General features: G+C 53.6%; 18 protein-coding genes. 13 read left to right on the forward strand and 5 right to left on the reverse strand.

Features of this window, described 5'->3' with window-relative positions:
- Positions 1 to 182: 182 nt before the first annotated feature.
- Both JQR90_RS07540 and JQR90_RS07545 read left to right on the forward strand, forming a co-directional pair.
- The gene (locus tag JQR90_RS07540; RefSeq protein WP_010797828.1) at positions 183 to 1,112 is read left to right on the forward strand and encodes a chemotaxis protein CheV; all 930 of its coding nucleotides are present in this window, start codon (positions 183 to 185) and stop codon (positions 1,110 to 1,112) included.
- Between the two features lie 96 nt (positions 1,113 to 1,208).
- On the forward strand, positions 1,209 to 2,015 hold the full coding sequence (locus JQR90_RS07545) for an MOSC domain-containing protein (protein WP_010797829.1): 807 nt from the start codon (positions 1,209 to 1,211) through the stop codon (positions 2,013 to 2,015).
- 43 nt (positions 2,016 to 2,058) lie between these two features.
- Here the strand turns inward: JQR90_RS07545 and rapA are convergent, their stop codons facing one another.
- A complete protein-coding gene (gene rapA / locus JQR90_RS07550) occupies positions 2,059 to 4,881 on the reverse strand; it encodes an RNA polymerase-associated protein RapA (RefSeq protein ID WP_010797830.1) in 2,823 nt (940 codons plus the stop codon).
- A gap of 115 nt (positions 4,882 to 4,996) precedes the next feature.
- On the opposite strand from rapA, the gene JQR90_RS07555 reads away from it, so the two are divergent.
- The 4 genes from JQR90_RS07555 to ccoM all read left to right on the forward strand — a co-directional run bounded on the left by JQR90_RS07555 (position 4,997) and on the right by ccoM (position 6,307).
- Positions 4,997 to 5,263 carry a hypothetical protein gene (locus tag JQR90_RS07555; RefSeq protein ID WP_010797831.1) on the forward strand — a complete coding sequence of 89 codons (267 nt, stop codon included), beginning with the start codon at positions 4,997 to 4,999 and terminating at the stop codon, positions 5,261 to 5,263.
- A gap of 99 nt (positions 5,264 to 5,362) precedes the next feature.
- On the forward strand, positions 5,363 to 5,944 hold the full coding sequence (locus tag JQR90_RS07560; RefSeq protein ID WP_010797832.1) for an alpha-ketoglutarate-dependent dioxygenase AlkB family protein: 582 nt from the start codon (positions 5,363 to 5,365) through the stop codon (positions 5,942 to 5,944).
- Entirely contained in the window at positions 5,941 to 6,099 is a 159-nt protein-coding gene (locus JQR90_RS07565) for a hypothetical protein (RefSeq protein WP_010797833.1), read from the forward strand. The genes JQR90_RS07560 and JQR90_RS07565 overlap by 4 nt, the downstream gene beginning before the upstream one ends.
- 100 nt (positions 6,100 to 6,199) lie before the next feature.
- Positions 6,200 to 6,307, forward strand: coding sequence for a cytochrome c oxidase subunit CcoM (ccoM, locus tag JQR90_RS07570; RefSeq protein WP_010797834.1), 108 nt, complete (start codon positions 6,200 to 6,202; stop codon positions 6,305 to 6,307).
- A 108-nt stretch (positions 6,308 to 6,415) separates the two neighbouring features.
- Here the strand turns inward: ccoM and JQR90_RS07575 are convergent, their stop codons facing one another.
- From JQR90_RS07575 to JQR90_RS07590, 4 genes are all read right to left on the reverse strand, one after another.
- Positions 6,416 to 7,651 (reverse strand): sugar MFS transporter, encoded by a 1,236-nt coding sequence (locus JQR90_RS07575; RefSeq protein ID WP_010797835.1) that lies wholly within the window; start codon positions 7,649 to 7,651, stop codon positions 6,416 to 6,418.
- Between the two features lie 225 nt (positions 7,652 to 7,876).
- On the reverse strand, positions 7,877 to 9,094 hold the full coding sequence (gene fabB / locus JQR90_RS07580; protein WP_010797836.1) for a beta-ketoacyl-ACP synthase I: 1,218 nt from the start codon (positions 9,092 to 9,094) through the stop codon (positions 7,877 to 7,879).
- A 12-nt stretch (positions 9,095 to 9,106) separates the two neighbouring features.
- Positions 9,107 to 9,622, reverse strand: a complete 516-nt coding sequence (fabA, locus tag JQR90_RS07585) for a 3-hydroxyacyl-[acyl-carrier-protein] dehydratase FabA (protein ID WP_010797837.1) — start codon at positions 9,620 to 9,622, stop codon at positions 9,107 to 9,109.
- 180 nt (positions 9,623 to 9,802) lie between these two features.
- Positions 9,803 to 11,686, reverse strand: coding sequence for an ATP-binding protein (locus JQR90_RS07590; protein ID WP_010797838.1), 1,884 nt, complete (start codon positions 11,684 to 11,686; stop codon positions 9,803 to 9,805).
- Between the two features lie 196 nt (positions 11,687 to 11,882).
- Between JQR90_RS07590 and JQR90_RS07595 the strand changes: the two genes are divergently transcribed.
- The 7 genes from JQR90_RS07595 (at position 11,883) to JQR90_RS07625 (ending at position 17,490) form a co-directional block, all read left to right on the forward strand.
- A complete protein-coding gene (locus JQR90_RS07595; protein ID WP_010797839.1) occupies positions 11,883 to 12,911 on the forward strand; it encodes an NAD(P)H-dependent glycerol-3-phosphate dehydrogenase in 1,029 nt (342 codons plus the stop codon).
- 8 nt (positions 12,912 to 12,919) lie between these two features.
- On the forward strand, positions 12,920 to 13,213 hold the full coding sequence (locus JQR90_RS07600) for a DUF4389 domain-containing protein (protein WP_010797840.1): 294 nt from the start codon (positions 12,920 to 12,922) through the stop codon (positions 13,211 to 13,213).
- Entirely contained in the window at positions 13,210 to 13,665 is a 456-nt protein-coding gene (gene sixA / locus JQR90_RS07605) for a phosphohistidine phosphatase SixA (RefSeq protein WP_010797841.1), read from the forward strand. The genes JQR90_RS07600 and sixA overlap by 4 nt, the downstream gene beginning before the upstream one ends.
- Before the next feature lie 96 nt (positions 13,666 to 13,761).
- A complete protein-coding gene (locus tag JQR90_RS07610; protein ID WP_010797842.1) occupies positions 13,762 to 14,199 on the forward strand; it encodes a hotdog fold thioesterase in 438 nt (145 codons plus the stop codon).
- 159 nt (positions 14,200 to 14,358) lie between these two features.
- The gene (locus tag JQR90_RS07615) at positions 14,359 to 15,225 is read left to right on the forward strand and encodes an alpha/beta fold hydrolase (RefSeq protein ID WP_010797843.1); all 867 of its coding nucleotides are present in this window, start codon (positions 14,359 to 14,361) and stop codon (positions 15,223 to 15,225) included.
- Positions 15,226 to 15,472: 247 nt separating this feature from the next.
- Positions 15,473 to 16,273 (forward strand): DUF4892 domain-containing protein, encoded by an 801-nt coding sequence (locus JQR90_RS07620; RefSeq protein WP_037030141.1) that lies wholly within the window; start codon positions 15,473 to 15,475, stop codon positions 16,271 to 16,273.
- Positions 16,274 to 16,437: 164 nt separating this feature from the next.
- Positions 16,438 to 17,490 carry an AI-2E family transporter gene (locus JQR90_RS07625; protein WP_037030858.1) on the forward strand — a complete coding sequence of 351 codons (1,053 nt, stop codon included), beginning with the start codon at positions 16,438 to 16,440 and terminating at the stop codon, positions 17,488 to 17,490.
- Positions 17,491 to 17,496: the final 6 nt, after the last annotated feature.

The following is a 17,496-nucleotide window of genomic DNA, read 5'->3' on the forward strand; positions in this document are numbered from 1 at the left end:
ATTAAGAGGCCGGTTAGACGGAGGCATAATAAACGCTTTAAGTAGACCCTACCGCATGCCGATACAGTAAGAGCCATACAGCCATCTGTCGTGGCTGAGCGGACGGGCTTTTGCAGAGTTTCGCTTCAAGGTCCTTGCAAGATGGCCGATACCTAGGAAACGCTATTCTTAGGAGATTTGGCATGGCTAGCATTCTTGACTCTGTCGACCAGCGCACGCAGCTGGTAGGCGAGAACCGTCTGGAAATTCTGATGTTTCGTCTGTCCAGTCGGCAGATGTTTGCCATCAACGTGTTTAAGGTGCAGGAAGTATTGCACCTGCCCAAACTGACTTTAATGCCCAAGCGTAATCCGATGGTCTGCGGTGTCATTCATCTGCGCGGACAAACACTGCCGGTTATTGACCTGGCATGTGCCATTGGCATGAGGCCGATTGTGCCTGATCAAAACAGCACGATTATCGTCACTGAGTACAACCGCACCGTCCAGGCGTTCCTGGTAGGAAGCGTGGATCGCATCATCAACCTTAACTGGGACAGCATCCAACCACCTCCGGGTGGAGCCGGTCGTCAACATTATCTGACGGCTATTACCAAGTTTGAGGACAAGCTGATCGAAGTCATCGATGTAGAAAAAGTACTGGCTGAAATCGTGCCTTATAACGTCAAGGTTTCCCGCGAGCGCTTGGACGACTCGTTGCTGACCAAGGCGAAGTCACGTGAAATTATGTTGGTGGATGACTCCAGCACCGCGCTCAATCAGATGCGCGATACGTTGACGCAGCTCGGTTTGACGTTCCACATCGCTACGGATGGTCTCAAGGCGTTGCAAAAGCTCAAGCAATGGGCCAAGGACGGGGTCAATGTCTCTGAAAAGCTGCTAATGCTTATTACAGACGCTGAAATGCCGGAAATGGATGGCTATCGCCTAACGACGGAGATCCGTCAGGATCCTCAGCTCAGTAGCCTCTACGTCGTACTCCATACCTCGCTATCCGGTAGTTTCAACGAGGCGATGGTCAAGAAAGTAGGCTGCAACGCATTCCTGTCCAAGTTCCAGCCTGATTTGTTGGTTGAGGCGGTACGAACCCGATTGAGCCTGCTAGACCAATAAGTGTAGGTCCTGACGATAATTTTGTCCGTCAAGCCTGCACACAGGCGCTGATCTTTTCTAGACTCACGGCTTCTTTGGTCGACAGGAAGCCGTGCCATGTTTCATCTCAGCGGACTTTATCGTTATCCCGTCAAATCTACTGCGCCTGAGCCTCTTGAGCGTGCCGATATTGATTGCCTAGGCGTGGCGGGTGATCGGCGATGGATGGTGGTAGAGGCTTCGACAGGACGTTTCCTGACCCAGCGATTGTTACCCAGCATGGGGCAGATTGTAGCCCGTTGGATCAGTAACGGTTGTCTCTCGCTTGATGCCCCTGGAATGTCAACGCTTGAAATTTCCGTTCCTCTGCCAGATGAGGCCTTGCAGGGCGTCACACTCTGGCGAGACACGTTCCAGGTTCCAGAGGCAGGAGAAGAAGCCAATGCCTGGTTAAGCACCTTCTTGGACAGACCTTGTCGCTTGGTGTACATGCCCGAAAGTCGGGCGCGTCAGGTTGATACTGCTTATGCCAGTCCTGGTGATTACGTTAATTTCGCAGATGGTTTTCCATTGCTACTGATTGGCCAAGCCTCTCTGGATGATCTGGCTCAGCGCGTGGGCCGGCCTTTGGATATGAGGCGGTTCAGACCTAATCTGGTCGTTGAAGGTAGCAAGGCTTACGCGGAGGATAAATGGACGCATATACGAATAGGGGAGGTTGAATTTCGTATTGTGAAGCCTTGCTCTCGGTGTGTACTGATTACTGTTGATCCGGTTACCAGCGTGCGCAGTCATGACCGGGAGCCTTTAGCAACACTGAAGACTTATAGAGAACATGAGGGCGCCGTTTACTTTGGGCAGAATCTGATCCAGCTTAATCCAGGCGCAGTGAATATCGGTATGCCTGTTGAGGTGCTGGCATAGCGCAGTGGAAATGAAAAGGCCCTTCTGAGAAGGGCCTTTGTCATCAACCAGCTACTAGAACCCGTATGGATTCAAGGCGTAGCGATGCTTTGTCCAAGTGGGTAATACCTTCTTCACGCTGCTGACGCAGGGTGTCGATTTCAGTATCACGAACACTTGGGTTGACGGCTTGCAATGCCGTCAAGCGAGCCAGCTCCTCGTCCATGTTAGCAACGAAACGCTGACGTGCCAGTTCGACGCGCTCGTTATGACGAGGCAATACCTTGCCTTCGCCAGCCGCCACGAGTTTGCTCAAGGCGTCACGCTGGGCTTGAACAAACTTGTTGGCGCTTCCGCGTGGTACGCTTTCCAGCTGATCATTAAGCGTCTCGAACGAAACGCGTGCAGCCAGATCATTGCCGTTTGCATCCAGCAGGCAGCGAAGGGCAATAGGGGGCAGGAAGCGAGTCAACTGAAGTGAACGTGGGGCTACCGCCTCGCTGACGTAAAGCAATTCAAGCAGTACTGTGCCAGGCTTGAGTGCCTTGTTCTTGATCAGCGCTACCGCCGTGTTGCCCATCGAGCCTGATAGCACAAGGTCCATGCCGCCCTGGACCATGGGGTGCTCCCAGGTAAGAAACTGCATGTCTTCGCGTGCCAAGGCCAGATCCCGATCATAGGTAATCGTCACACCTTCATCGTTACCCAGCGGGAAGCCTGCATCGAGCATTTTTTCGCTGGGCTTGAGAATGAGCGCATTATCGGAGTGGTCTTCGCTGTCAACACCAAAGGCATCCAATAGCTTCTCCATATAGATCGGCAGTGCAAACTCGTCATCCTGTTCCAGGATCGCCTCCTGAAGCTCTTCACCTTCGCCGGAGCCACTGGAGTTAAGCTCAAGCAACCGATCGCGGCCTATATGCAGCTCGGCTTCAAGTGCTTCACGTGTGCGGCGACCCTCTTCAAGCAGAGCTTGCCAGCTGTCTTCATCTCCACCAGGGAGCAGCGTGTTGAGCTGTTCACCGAAGCGCTGCTCTAGCGTATTGCCGGTAGGGCAGGTTGACAGAAACGCATTCAGTGCATGGTGATACCACTGGAACTTGCGCTCCTGTGCGCTACCTTCGAGGTAAGGAACATGCAGCTGAATAGTGTGGCGCTGACCGATCCGGTCCAAACGGCCGATTCGCTGTTCCAGCAAGTCAGGGTGCGCGGGTAGATCGAACAACACGAGATGATGGGCAAACTGGAAGTTGCGTCCTTCACTACCAATTTCAGAGCAGATTAGTACCTGCGCCCCAAATTCTTCGTCAGCGAAGTAGGCGGCAGCCCGGTCACGCTCAAGAATGCTCATCCGCTCATGGAAAACCGTGGCCGGAATACCCGAGCGCAGTCGCAAGGCGTCTTCCAAATCCAGTGCAGTCTCTGCATGTGCACAGATGACTAGAACCTTGAATTTTTTCAAGCTCTTGAGGGTTTCAATCAGCCACTCTACACGTGGGTCATGGCGCCACCAGCGATCGTTTTCATCCTCTGGAACATACAGTGTTTCAGGATACAGCGAGGCGCTGGCATCCATGTACTGATCCGGGAAGGGCAAGGCTGATGCGTCCAGGTTTCGCTCTGGAAAGCCCAGCACTGCGGCGCGAGTATTACGGAAAAGAACCCGACCTGTCCCGTGACGGTCCAGCAGCTCACGAATAAGACGTGAGCGAGCCTCTTCATCACCAGCCGCAGCGGATGTAAGCAGCGTGTCGCCTTCCTCGCCCAGGAAGCCATGAATGGCAGCACGTGAAGCATCGCTCATCGTGCCGTGATCCAGCAGCTCTTGAACAGCTTCGGCAACCGGGCGGTAATTGGCACTTTCATTACGGAATGCTTCAAGATCGTGGAAGCGATTAGGATCCAGCAGGCGCAGGCGGGCAAAGTGGCTGTCTTGACCAAGCTGTTCGGGCGTAGCGGTCAGAAGCAGGACGCCAGGGATGACTTCAGCCAGCTGCTCGACCAGAGCATATTCGGGACTTACCTGTTCCGGGTGCCATACAAGGTGATGGGCTTCATCCACAACCATAAGGTCCCAGCCGGCTGCAAACGCGGCGTCCTGGGCGCGCTCATCACGCTTTAGCCAGTCCAAAGAGACCAAAGCAATCTGATTATCTTCAAAAGGATTGGTCGCGTCACTGGCGCGGAAGCGCTCTGAATCGAACAGGGCGACTTCCAGATTGAAGCGCCGGCGCATCTCTACCAGCCACTGATGCTGGAGGTTTTCAGGCACAAGAATCAGAATGCGACGCGCACGACCACTGAGCAGCTGGCGATGGATAACAAGACCTGCTTCGATCGTCTTGCCAAGGCCCACTTCGTCGGCCAAAAGGACACGTGGAGCAATACGGTCAGCTACACTACGGGCAATATGCAGCTGGTGTGGGATAGGTTGGGCTCGAGCGCCTGCCAGCCCCCAGAGTGGCGATTGTAAGAGACGACTGCTGTGTTCAAGTGTGTGGTAACGCAGGCTGAACCAGGAAAGCGGGTCGATTTGACCTGCGAAAAGACGATCACTTGCCAGACGGAACTGAATAAAGTTGGACAGTTCAGCCTCGGTCATCGTGCGAGGTTCGTTTTTGGCATTCAAACCGTGATAGGTGAGCAGGCCTTCGTTTTCTTCCACCTCACGAACGGTGAGTTTCCAGCCTTCAAAGTGGGTGATTTCATCACCTGGTGCGAAGCGTACGCGGGTCAAGGGTGCGTTGCGTTGAGCATACTGGCGTGTTTCTCCGGTAGCCGGATACAGTACGGTCAGAAGGCGTCCATCCTGTGCCAGGATGGTACCGAGCCCCAGCTCGGCTTCACTGTCACTGATCCAACGTTGCCCAGGTTGATACTGCGCCATGTAGTAGCTTCTCCCGCCCATTCAAAAAGCCGGTTATGTTAACGAATGCGCCCGCCGAGGCCAAAGCCTGATGGCATAAAATCTTTAAATAGGTATATCGCGAGAGGACAAGTTGATGTTACCGCCCATACCGCAAGCCTTGATTCCGATCACTACGCAGCACGATTCCGTAAAGCCTCGACCGGACATCGCTCCAGTAACAGCTGTCGCCCATGCAAAGGACGCGGGCTTTCAATCCGTTCTGGATGAGCAAAAGCTGGAGCAGGAAAGCGAAAAACGTCGCAAGCGTAAGCGGGGACTGCAGGTTTTACTGCCGGATGAGCGTGCCGAAGCATTGATGGAACCTTCCGAAAAAGGGCAGTGTGTTGATATCAAAGTTTAGGCGGCGGCTGGGTTCTATCAAGCCATATATAGCGCTCTGTATAAGTCAATGCCAAGAGAGGGTCGGCCGCAAGCCCTCTCGGGAAGGAGAAGGGAGGCCATGACTCAGACAGGTTTGGCGAATGCCGATGTGACGCTCTATGAGTCTTGGGTTGTTTCTCAGGAAGCTGACGACTGGATGGCGGAGCTGATTAAACAAACGCCATGGGAGCAGCCGCAGGTGCAGGTTTACGGCAAGAGCTATCCAATTCCCAGGCTCGTTGCTTGGTATGGTGATCCTGGAATCAGTTATGGATATTCCAGTCTTGCGCATCCTTCTTTGCCTTGGACGGAGCTTCTTGGCGATATTCGTGGTCGAGTAAGTCGGTTTTGTGAACACCCATTCAATGGGGTGTTGATCAACTATTATCGTAACGGCCAAGATGCCATGGGTTGGCATAGTGATAGCGAGGCCGTGCTGGGCCGAAACCCTACAATTGCTTCGTTAAGCTTGGGAGAGGCGCGACGTTTCGACCTGCGTCGTCGCGGTGTGCAACGTATCGAGCATTCCATCGAGCTAACGCACGGCTCGCTTCTGGTTATGCGAGGTGCTACCCAGCATTATTGGCAGCATCAAGTTGCCCGTACAAAACGGTCCATGTCTTCTCGACTCAATCTTACTTTTCGTTGGATACGAACGTGAGCGATAACAACCTGATTGATTTTACTTCCGAGCGAAGCAAGCGCATCCATGATTTGAATGAAAAACGGCTGAACGAGATGCGTCAGGCGTTCGAACAGGCTCTGCCATTGGCGAAGCCCAAAAAGAAAGGCAAGTCAAAGCCCAAGAAACGTTGAGTGTCAGTTACCTACCTACCCAACCATTGACTGAGGTCAATAATCCGAAGCTGTCTCTCGTTTAACGTATACCCATTGCTTGGCCGCAGAGATCATCACCATGTTTATCGATGATGTCATCACAATGGGTATCGGCGCGTTGGCTTCGATTTCGCTATTTATTGCGGTTGTAGGTTTCATCGTCTGGAAGGATATGCATAAACGCTGACCTTCTGGACAAAGGGCACGCAAGGCACTTGGGCGACTTCGGTCGCCTTTTTTTTGCTTTATTTTCAGGGATTAGAAAAAGGCTGGCTAAAAAGCCAGCCTTTTGTGTTTAGTGAGCAACTACAGGTTTGGTGCGATAGCCTTTCAAACCGTAGAAGAGAATGTAGACATAGCCCAGCATCGGAACAAAGAACGACATCAGCAGGCCGATAGAGTCAGCAAACATAGCCTGGATAAACGGAACCAGTGCGCCGCCAACGATGCCCATGCACAGCAGACCAGAGCCCTTACTGGTGAACTTGCCTAGGCCGTCTAGAGCCAGGGAGAAGATGGTGGGGAACATAATGGAGTTGAACAGACCAATGCAAAGCAGAGCCCACATTGCTGCCTTACCACTGACTGCCATGGCAATCGCAAGCAATACGACGTTTGCAACGCTGTTGAAGGCCAGCACATAGTTAGGTCTGACGCGTGCCATGATCACACCACCGACAAAGCGGCCTACCATCGCGCCGCCCCAGTACAGAGCCAGGTAGCGTCCAGCTACATCACTCGAGAGGCCTGCCACGTCAGGGCTTTCCATCAGGCTGATCAGGTAGGTGCCGATCGATACCTCGGAGCCTACATACATGAAAATACCGATAACACCGAGAAGAAGGTGCTTGTACTGCCAGATGCTTTTGGCTTCGTGCTGAGGAGCGCTGTTCTGCTGGGTCTGAACTTCGTCATTACCGCCTTTGATTTGCGGCAATTTGATAAAGCCAATGATCACGGCAATTGCCAGAAGCATACCGGCCAGAATCAGGTAGGGCATCTGTACCGAAGAGGCATCTGTGCTGTGCTCGACCAGTGCCAGAATGGTTACGGCGCCAATCAGCGGGCCTACGGTTGTGCCCAGGGAGTTGAAGGCCTGAGTCAGGGTCAGACGGCTTGCAGCGGTTTCCGGCTTACCAAGAACAGTAACGTAGGGGTTGGCTGCCACCTGAAGGACAGTGATACCACCCGCTAGTACGAATAGGGCCAGTAGGAAGAAGGCGTAGGAGTGCGCTCCGGCAGCTGGATAAAACAGCAAACAGCCAACAGCAGCTGTACATAAACCGAAGATAATTCCCTTCTTGTAGCCAAGCCCCTCAACCAGGCGACCTGCCGGGAACGAGACGATGAAGTACGCGGTAAAGAAACAGAACTGAATCAGCGAGGCTTGAACGTAGCTCAGCGTGAAGACAGCCTTGAGGTGAGGAACCAGAATATCATTCAGCGAGGTAATCAATCCCCACATGAAGAACAGTACGGTCAGTACCGACAGGGGGCCTCTGTAATTTGGAACTTCGTTGGAATTATTCATCTTCTCTCCAAAGGGGTAGGCGACTCAAATAAACGCCCGTTTAAAGCTCGCATATGATTGATCCAATCCGTTTCGGTTCAATCCGCGCGGAATAATAGTTATGAACCGTGCAGAAATCGATTCAGCGAGAGGTTAAATTTTTAAAAAGTTCGTCTAAAGTCATGTTTTGGTTGTAAAAAAACCCGCACGGTGTGCGGGTTTTAGGGTGTTGCACGCGGCGCTGGATCAGCTATTCCAGCGCTTGAGAATCAGCGTGGCGTTGGTTCCACCAAAGCCAAAGCTGTTGCTCATGACGACGTCGAGCTTGGCATTCTCCTGAGTCTCACGAAGAATGGGCAAGTCTGCTACCTGAGAGTCGAGCTCATCGATATTGGCTGAGCCAGCGATGAAGTTGCCTTCCATCATCAACATGCAGTAGATCGCTTCATGAACACCAGCGGCGCCCAAAGAGTGACCTGACAGGCTCTTTGTAGAGCTGATGGCCGGGGTCTTGTCACCAAAGACTTCTCGTACCGCCTTGATCTCCGCAACATCACCCACCGGGGTGGAGGTGCCGTGGGTGTTCAGGTAGTCAATCGGGGCGTCCACTGTAGACATCGCCTGGCGCATGCAGCGTGCAGCGCCTTCACCGCTCGGCGCAACCATGTCATAGCCATCGGATGTTGCACCGTAGCCTACGATTTCTGCATAAATCTTGGCACCACGAGCAAGGGCATGCTCGAGTTCCTCGACTACAACCATACCGCCGCCGCCAGCGATGACAAAGCCATCACGATTGGCATCGTACGCGCGGGAAGCTTTTTCAGGGGTTTCGTTGTACTGGCTAGACAGGGCGCCCATGGCGTCGAACAGGAAGGACTGGGACCAATGTTCCTCTTCACCGCCACCGGCAAACACGACGTCCTGCTTGCCCAGTTGAATCTGCTCCATCGCCAGGCCAATGCAGTGCGCACTGGTTGCGCAGGCCGATGCCACGGAATAGTTCAGGCCTTTAATTTTGAAAGGCGTTGCAAGGCAAGCCGATACCGTGCTGCTCATAGTACGAGTAACCCGGTAGGGGCCGACACGCTTGACGCCTTTTTCGCGCAAGATATCCAGCGCTTCCATCTGGTTGAACGTAGAGGCGCCCCCGGAGCCGGCAATCAGGCCGGTACGTGGGTTTGAAACCTGCTCTTCGGTCAAGCCTGAGTCTTTGACAGCCTGTTCCATTGCCAGGTAGGCATAGGCGGCTGCATCACCCACGAAGCGCTTGACCTTGCGGTCGATCAGCTCTTCCAGGTTCAGGTCGACGGACCCGGACACTTGGCTGCGAAGCCCCATTTCGGCATATTCCGGATTGAAACGAATGCCGGGACGACCTGCGCGCAGGTTGGCGGAAACGGTGTCTTTGTCATTGCCGAGGCAAGAAACAATGCCCAAGCCGGTGATCACGACGCGACGCATGCGGAAGGACCCTTAGAAACTTTCTGTTGAAGTGAATAGGCCGACACGAAGACCTTCGGCCGAGTAAATCTCGCGACCATCAACGCTAACCGTACCATCTGCAATGGCTAGAATTAGCGAACGTGTAATGGTGCGCTTGATATGTATGTTGTAGGTCACTTTCTTGGCAGTGGGCAGTACCTGGCCAAAAAACTTGACCTCTCCTGAGCCCAGCGCACGGCCGCGGCCAGGATTTCCCTGCCAGCCAAGATAGAAACCTACCAATTGCCACATGGCATCCAAGCCCAGGCAGCCTGGCATTACCGGGTCACCTTCGAAATGGCATTTAAAGAACCAGAGATCTGGATTGATATCCAGCTCGGCGACCAGTTCACCCTTACCGTACTTGCCGCCTACATCGCTGATATGAGTGATCCGATCGATCATCAGCATGTTCGGGGCGGGCAGTTGCGCATTACCCGGGCCGAATAGCTCGCCACGGCTGCAGCGCAGCAAGTCTTCGTGGGTGAAGGCGTGTTGTTTGGTCATGCAAGCTCCTGTAGCTGGCCTGGTGATCAATGTCGGCGATTATAGTGTCGCTCTCGCTATTGGACAGCCACCACATAGACAGCCAAGCCATTTTTAAAGTCACAGCGAGGCGGTAAAACCTCGCGAAAGACGAATTGTGCACGTTGGAGATCAAATACTCCAATAGTGATGCATATCCGATTACAAGGACGTTGCTCCTCGAGACCGCTCGGGCTGGCTAATCCAGCGTTGCAGCATCTGCTGAAGATCAGCTCGCTTGAAGGGTTTTGCCAGATAATCATTCATTCCGGCAGCCAGACAATTTTCCCGATCCCCCTGCAGCGCATTAGCCGTCAGTGCAATGATGGGAACCATAGGTCCAGGCTGTTGGCGGATCAGGCGAGTAGCCTGATAGCCATCCAGCACCGGTAAGCGACAGTCCATGAGAATTGCACTGAAAGACTGCTGTTCGGCCAGACTTACCGCCTGGGCTCCATCCCCTGCGATAGTAATATGATACCCCAGGCTGCGTAACATGGCTTCGATAACTGTCTGATTGACCGGGTTATCCTCAACCAGCAGGACGTTCAGTCCATTGACCTGAAACTCCTGAAGAGGAGACTGGTTGCGCTCTGTCTGCTGGACATGTCGGAAGGGAAGCGGCAATTCGAGCGTAAAGGTTGATCCCTGGCTTTCCTGGCTTATGGCATGAAGCGATCCACCCATCCGCTCCGCCAGTGTGCGTGCGATGGACAGGCCAAGCCCGGTACCTCCGTAACGGCGACTGATGGTTGGGTCAGCCTGCTGGAAGGCATCAAACATGCGCTCCAGACGTTCTGCCGAAATACCTATGCCGCTATCGTGTACCGAGCAGGTGAGCCAGAGCAGGCGCTCATCCAGCGGTTGGCAGTAGCATTTAACCTCGATTGAGCCGCTCTCGGTAAATTTGAGTGCATTGCCAACCAGATTGACCAGGATCTGCCTCAGGCGCGTCGGGTCTCCGGTAACCTCCAGTCGCTCCAGACTTTCGGCGCCTTCAAGCGCCAGCTGCAGACCACGTTGTGTTGCACTGTGCTGGAAAACCTGCACCGAACCTGTAATCAGGTCGGCCAGATTGAATGGAATGCTTTCCAGCTCCAGCGCACCACGCTCGATACGTGAGAAATCCAAAACATCGTTGATGACTTTCAGCAAATGCTCTGTGGATTCGGTAGCAAGGCTGGTGTATTCACTTTGCTCGCGGGATTGCTCTGTGGTTTCAAGGAGCTGCAACATGCCCAGTACGCCATTGAGTGGTGTACGAAGCTCATGACTCATCATGGCGAGGAAGTCTGATTTGGCGCGGTTGGCCTGCTCGGCCTCTTCACGTGCCGCAACCAGCTGATCAATGCTGCGCTGTTGCTCTTCACTGGCCCGCTGCAGGGCTTGGGCAAGATCATTGATCAGATGCGCCAATACGCCCATTTCGGAGTTGTCTGGTACCGGAAGACGGCTGTGGTAGTCGCCTGCGCGAATGGCATTCACGGTACGACCCATGTCGCTTAGCGGCGCGGAAAGGCGCTTGGCCAGGCGCCAGGCCAGCAAGAAGGTAAGCCCAAGTGCCAGTAAGGCCAGTGCGCCTGCCTTGGTCAAAATAGCCTGTTGGCGCTCATGGAAGGCTTCGTTGGTCACGCCAACGGCAACACGGCCAAGGGACCCATTCGAATTGGGTGTGCCCGAGCGGCTGATGCTTGCGTGAAATATCTCTACCTGTGAAGCCGATTGCGCATTGGGGGGCGGATTATGCGCATACATGATGATGCGCTCCTGACGATCGCGGATTTCGATAAAGCGAACGTAGCGGGTCGCCAGTGTGGCCTCCAGGAGGTTGCGTAGCATCGGGAGGTTATCGGTTGAGACCCCATATTCACTGGCAGATGCCAACTGAATTGCAATCAGCTGACCTGTGTGACTGAGTTCGTGATGCAGATCCTGAAGGCGGGCGTATGTGAAATAGCCCGTCAGTACCAATGTAATAATCAGGGCAGGTCCCAGGCTGATGGCTAAAGTACGGGTACGTATGCCCCAGCCGCGTCGCTTGTCCAATAGAGCGTTCTCCGTGAGCCTTGAGCTCGATGCTCTTACTACAATAGGCCATTCTGGCCGTTATGGTGTTAGCGTCCACCTTCAGGAAGAAGGATACGGTAATTACACATGGTTCAATAAAAGAGAGCGGAATGTTAAATAGGGGCTTCGTATAATGTGGATACCGTCGCACATTGCGGCATAAATGGATAACCCGATGAGTGTAAAGCAATCCATAGCAGTCTTGGGCGGAGGCAGTTTTGGAACTGCCCTGGCCAATCTGCTGGCGGAGAATGGTCATCCTGTAAAGCTCTGGATGCGCGATCCTGAGCAGGCTGAAGCTATTCGTCAAGTTCGTGAGAATCCGCGATATCTAAAGGGCATAAAGGTTCATCAATCTGTCGAGCCGGGATGTGATCTTGATGCCTCTCTGGCAGGGTGTGACATTGTCTTTGTCGCGCTGCCCTCCAGTGCGTTACGTAATGTGCTTGCCCCGGTAGCCGATCGCCTGGCGGGTAAGGCGTTGGTCAGCCTCACCAAAGGAATTGAAGCGCATACCTTCAAGCTGATGAGCCAGATCCTTGAGGAGATCGCACCGAAAGCCAGAATTGGTGTGATTTCAGGACCTAACCTGGCGCGAGAGATTGCAGAGCACGCACTGACGGCTACCGTTATTGCCAGTGAAGATGATGCGCTCTGCCAGCAGGTGCAGGCTGTTCTCCATGGGCGTACTTTCAGGGTCTATGCTAGCCGTGACCGGCTGGGAGTAGAGCTGGCCGGAGCCTTGAAGAACGTATATGCCATCATGGCGGGGCTGGCAGCTGCGCTGAATATGGGTGAAAACACCCGCAGCATGCTGATTACCCGCGCGCTCGCCGAGATGACTCGCTTTGCCGTACAGCAGGGTGCCAATCCTATTACATTCATGGGTTTGGCCGGGGTAGGTGATCTTATCGTCACTTGTTCTTCGCCCAAGAGCCGCAACTATCAGGTAGGGCACGCGCTTGGCGAGGGCCTTACGCTTGAGGCGGCAGTTGCTCGAATGGGGGAGACGGCGGAAGGAATTAACACCTTGCGTGTCCTCAAGGAAAAAGCCGATGAACTCGGCGTCTACATGCCACTGGTGCAAGGCCTGTATGCGGTACTGTTCGAGTCCCGCACGCTGGATCAGGTTATTGCTGCGTTGATGCGTGGAGAGCCGAAAACCGATGTCGATTTCTATTTGCCGATAGGCTCCGAAACTTAGGAGAGAATATGTCAGCAGACACTCATGAACGCGAAAGCCTCGCGTTGCGTCTTATCTGGATGGTGATTTTCCTGCTTGTATGGTTAGTGTCGCAGTACATTTTTGCAGGCGTGGTAATTGCTCAGCTGGGCTATCGCCTCGTCAAAGGTACACCAAGTGACGCCTTAAGTGAATTTGGTTCGAGTTTGTCCTGCTATCTGGCGCAGATTGTTCGTTTCGGAACCTTTGCTACAGAAGAAAAGCCATGGCCTCTTGCTGACTGGCCCGATACCGCTTCCTCTATGCAAGAGAAGCAGCCATGACGCTCTGGTTGCTAAGGCATGGTGAGGCGGAGCCGCGTTCAGAGGGCGATGAGTTCAGGCCGTTGACGGATAGAGGGCGTACTGAGGTCAGGCGCAGTGCAGAGCGGCTATTAGGGCAAAGAATCGATGTGATTTATGCCAGTCCATACGTCCGAGCCCAGCAGACAGCCGAGCTGGTCAGGGGTGTTCTAGGGCACAAAGAGCCCATTGTCACTCTGCCCTGGATAACGCCTGATGATGACGTGATCAAGGCTATTGATCTTCTGGATGATCTTTCCGGCAGTAATATCCTGTTAACTACCCATAATCCCTTTGTCAGCTATCTGGCTGGTCTTCTGGTTCATGGAAACCTACAGCAGCCACTGAGTATGGCTACAGGCTCACTGGCTACGCTTGAAGGGGAAATGCGCATTGCAGGTGCTATGGAGCTGGTTGAGCTTTTCCATCCTTGACTGATTCGACGATTCCATAATTTCTAACAAAAAAGAGGTCGTTATGTTAATTGATGCATCAGGTGTGTCTTTACGGGTCTATGCGGAGTACCTGGTATGAGTATCTGGTTCACCGAGCCGGACCTCGCTGCGCTGGATGAGAGTTTGCAAAACACTATTTGCGAGCGCGTGGATATTCATTTTGAGGCTTATGATGAAGATTCGCTCACTGCAAGCATGGCGGTAGATGAGCGTACCCACCAGCCGTTTGGGTTGCTTCATGGAGGGGCTTCTGTTGTCTTGGCAGAAACCGTCGGCTCCATTGCCAGTCTGCTCTGTATCGACAGGAGCCAGTACACCTGCGTGGGGCTTGAGGTCAATGCCAATCATTTGCGCGCTGTTAGACGTGGACGGGTGACCGCTGTGGCAAAGCCTGTCCATCTGGGTCGAAGTACTCATGTATGGGATATCCGATTGTCAGATGAAGCGGGGCGTGCAACCTGCATTTCGCGTTTAACGGTAGCTGTCATCCCCAAAGACCGCATTTCGTCCTGATGCCGCGCCTGGACCAGCCCTTTCGGTTATTAGGTGTTGGTCTTGCGCCTCTTTATATCTAGAGCATTTACTGGTTCGTCGAGCATGAGCGCCATTGCTCTGCGAAGCCCTTCTGCTTGCTTTATTGTCTGATCTGAAAATCAATTATGAGAACTAGACATGACTGCCCATGTACAGGAGTTGCGCCTTAACTTACCCCACCTTGAGCTTGCGGCTCGTTTATTCGGCCCTGAAGACGGGCGGCCAGTGCTGGCTTTGCATGGCTGGTTAGATAATGCCATGACGTTCTCGCGATTGGCCCCTTATCTGGAGGGGTTGCGCATTGTTGCAGTCGACCTGCCGGGGCATGGTTTATCCGCTCATCGCCCGGCCGGTGTTGGCTACCTGCTGCAAGACTACGTGCAGGACGTCTTGATGGCAGCAGAGCAGCTAGGGTGGGAGCGCTTCTCGTTACTGGGTCACTCACTCGGGGCCATTATTTCGGTGCTTTTCGCAGCAGCATTGCCGGAACGTGTCGAGCGTCTGGCGTTGATCGACGGGCTGCTACCGTACACGACAGAGCCGGATGAGGCGCCTGAAAAACTAGGCAATGCCTTGCGTGCTCAGCTTAATTTGCCCAATAAGCGCAAGCCGGTTTATGAGACTGTTCAGCAGGCCGCTCAAGCCAGACTCAAAGGTGTGGGATCGGTCAGTATGGAGGCTGCAGAGCTACTGGCAGAGCGAGGGTTGATGCCTATTCCAGGAGGGTATACCTGGCGCTCCGATGCTCGTTTAACCTTGCCGGCCACATTAAGGCTGACGCATGAGCAGGCCTTGGCGTTCATTAAAAAAGTGCAGTGCCCCGCGAGTCTCGTTGTGGCTGACAAGGGGCTGCTCGTCAACATTCCCGGTATCGATGGACTTCTACAGGAGCTTGCTTGCTATGAAGTTACCCGTTTGGCTGGAGGGCATCACTTGCATCTGGATAACGAGGTTGGCGCAAGAGCGGTAGCAGATTGTTTCAATCGCTTTTTCTCTGCAGCTTGACTCGAATACGGGTATTGATAAGGCTTGTTATGCATAAAGGATCAATAGCGATCAAGTCACAGGGAGCCATGCCTCTAAAGAATGCAGCGTTTGGGCGGTTTTTGAACGTGTATTCGCTCTGTCAGATTCGCCTGTCAGTCCTCAGACAGGAAAAAGCGCGTGCCGGTATAACACGCCACTCTAGGTAAATATGTCCCGCTATTATTTATGGGTCTTTAAATTAATTCAGGGTGATTCACTAATATATATGCGACTTTTTTTTGCGCTTGGTCTGGGGTTCATGACGTGTGCTGCTGTTGCGGCAGATATGCCAGGCGGTGTCGATCTTCCAGTGCTGGCGCGACCTGCCCATGCCGAAATTATTGATTATCGTGAGGCTGGGGCTGTCGAGAAAATGTACCCACAGGGCGCTGTAATTCGTATAGGGGGCAAGTTGCGCCTGGAGGGAGACGTCCAAGCAGAGGGTAAGCTCGTCACGCTGACCTATGAATTACCCCGTGGACATGACCCTATTGCGGCACTCAATGAGGCTAGAAGTACATTGCAGAAGCAGTCTGCGATACCGTTATCGTGGTGTGAAGGACGCGATTGTGGCTCCAGTAATGTGTTTGCCAATGCTATTTTTGGCAAATCGCAGTTGTATGGGCCGGACGAGCAGCAGTCGTATCTCCTATTGCGTCTCGCTCCACCACAAGACGAGACATTGCTGGCGCTTTACGCGATTACTCGGGGTAATCGAAGGGGTTATCTGCACGTGGAACAGCTCGAGGCTTCCACACCTTTGGGCAAGCTGGTAGCAAGTCCTGCAACATTGCTTCGTCAATTGCGGCAAGATGGTGAATTACATCTTCCTGCGTTAGCCGATCCACCAGACGATATCTGGCTGGACCTGGTAGGGCAGTGCCTTAATCTGGACACGGGTACCCGAGTGATCATCGGTGGGCCGCAAGCGGGCAAGTGGGAAAAAGCGTTGCTGGCCAGGCGTATACGAGCGGCCCGGCTTGAAGCTGATCCGAATCGTGAGCCTGGGCTCTATCTGCAGCCATAATCCATCTAGCGGTAACGACAGGTATCTGCCGGGGCGTTAAGCTCTGACACTATCGCTTGCCTGTCCGGCGGATGGAGCCGCTTAAGCAGGACAGTGATTCGATTGTCATCTTAGGAATTTATATGCGGCTTCCTGCTGGTCAGTCTCCCCAATTACCTCCGCCCATGTATGAGCACGATCGCCTGCTCGTCCGCATACTTCTCCTGTCACTCCTTGGTGCCTGTCTATGGGTGTTGCTGCCATTCATGTCGGCCCTATTTTGGGCTGCGGTACTGGCTTACGCCAGTTGGCCTCTGATGCGGGGCTTGACCCGCAGGCTGAACGGCCGTAATACGGTGGCCGCTGCGATTCTTACGATCGGTTGGATATTGTTGGTGGCATTGCCGCTTGTATGGGTCGGTATCGGACTTGCTGATCATGTGCGTGGAACGATTGAGTTAGTTCGCAGCATTCAAGTGGGCGGTTTGCCGCCTGTGCCAGAGTGGGTAGTGCGGTTGCCTCTTGTTGGCGACCGGCTGGCCAGTCTATGGCAAACCCTGGATGCACGAGGTACTGCCTATTTTGACAGCTTGAAGCCCTATCTGGGGCAGATGGGGAATTGGCTTCTGGCGCGAAGTGCGCGCGTAGGTGGCGGCTTTTTAGAGCTGGCGCTAAGTCTTGTCCTGGTGTTTTTCTTCTACCGTGACGGACCTCGGCTGGCTACCTTGGTTGAGAAGCTGCTCGTCAGGCTGATTGGTGCTCAAGCCGGCCATTATATGCAACTGGTCGGCGGCACAGTGCATCGAGTCGTTAATGGAATTCTAGGAACGGCGGCGGCTCAAGGTGTCTTGGCGATGATAGGCCTAATGATCGCTGGGGTGCCCGGCGCGTTAGGATTGGCGCTGTTGACCTTTGCATTGAGCTTGATCCCTGTAGGGCCTCCGCTGGTCTGGATACCTTCAACGATCTGGCTGGTGCTCCAGCAGGAATATGGATACGCCATATTCATGGGACTTTGGGGGCTCTTTGTCATTAGCGGTGTAGATAATATTCTCAAGCCGTATTTGATTAGTCGGGGAGGGGATCTGCCATTGGTAGTCGTATTGCTTGGTGTCTTTGGCGGCCTGCTGGCGTTTGGTTTTATGGGATTGTTTCTGGGGCCTATTCTTTTGGCCGTTGCCTACAATCTGATTCGTGACTGGATGGCAGGCGCTACAGATCAGGTCCCAAAGCCATAACCAAAC

Origin of the sequence: Pseudomonas sp. JZ114 (assembly GCF_051027705.1) — a bacterium.
Lineage (GTDB): Bacteria > Pseudomonadota > Gammaproteobacteria > Pseudomonadales > Pseudomonadaceae > Chryseomonas > Chryseomonas luteola.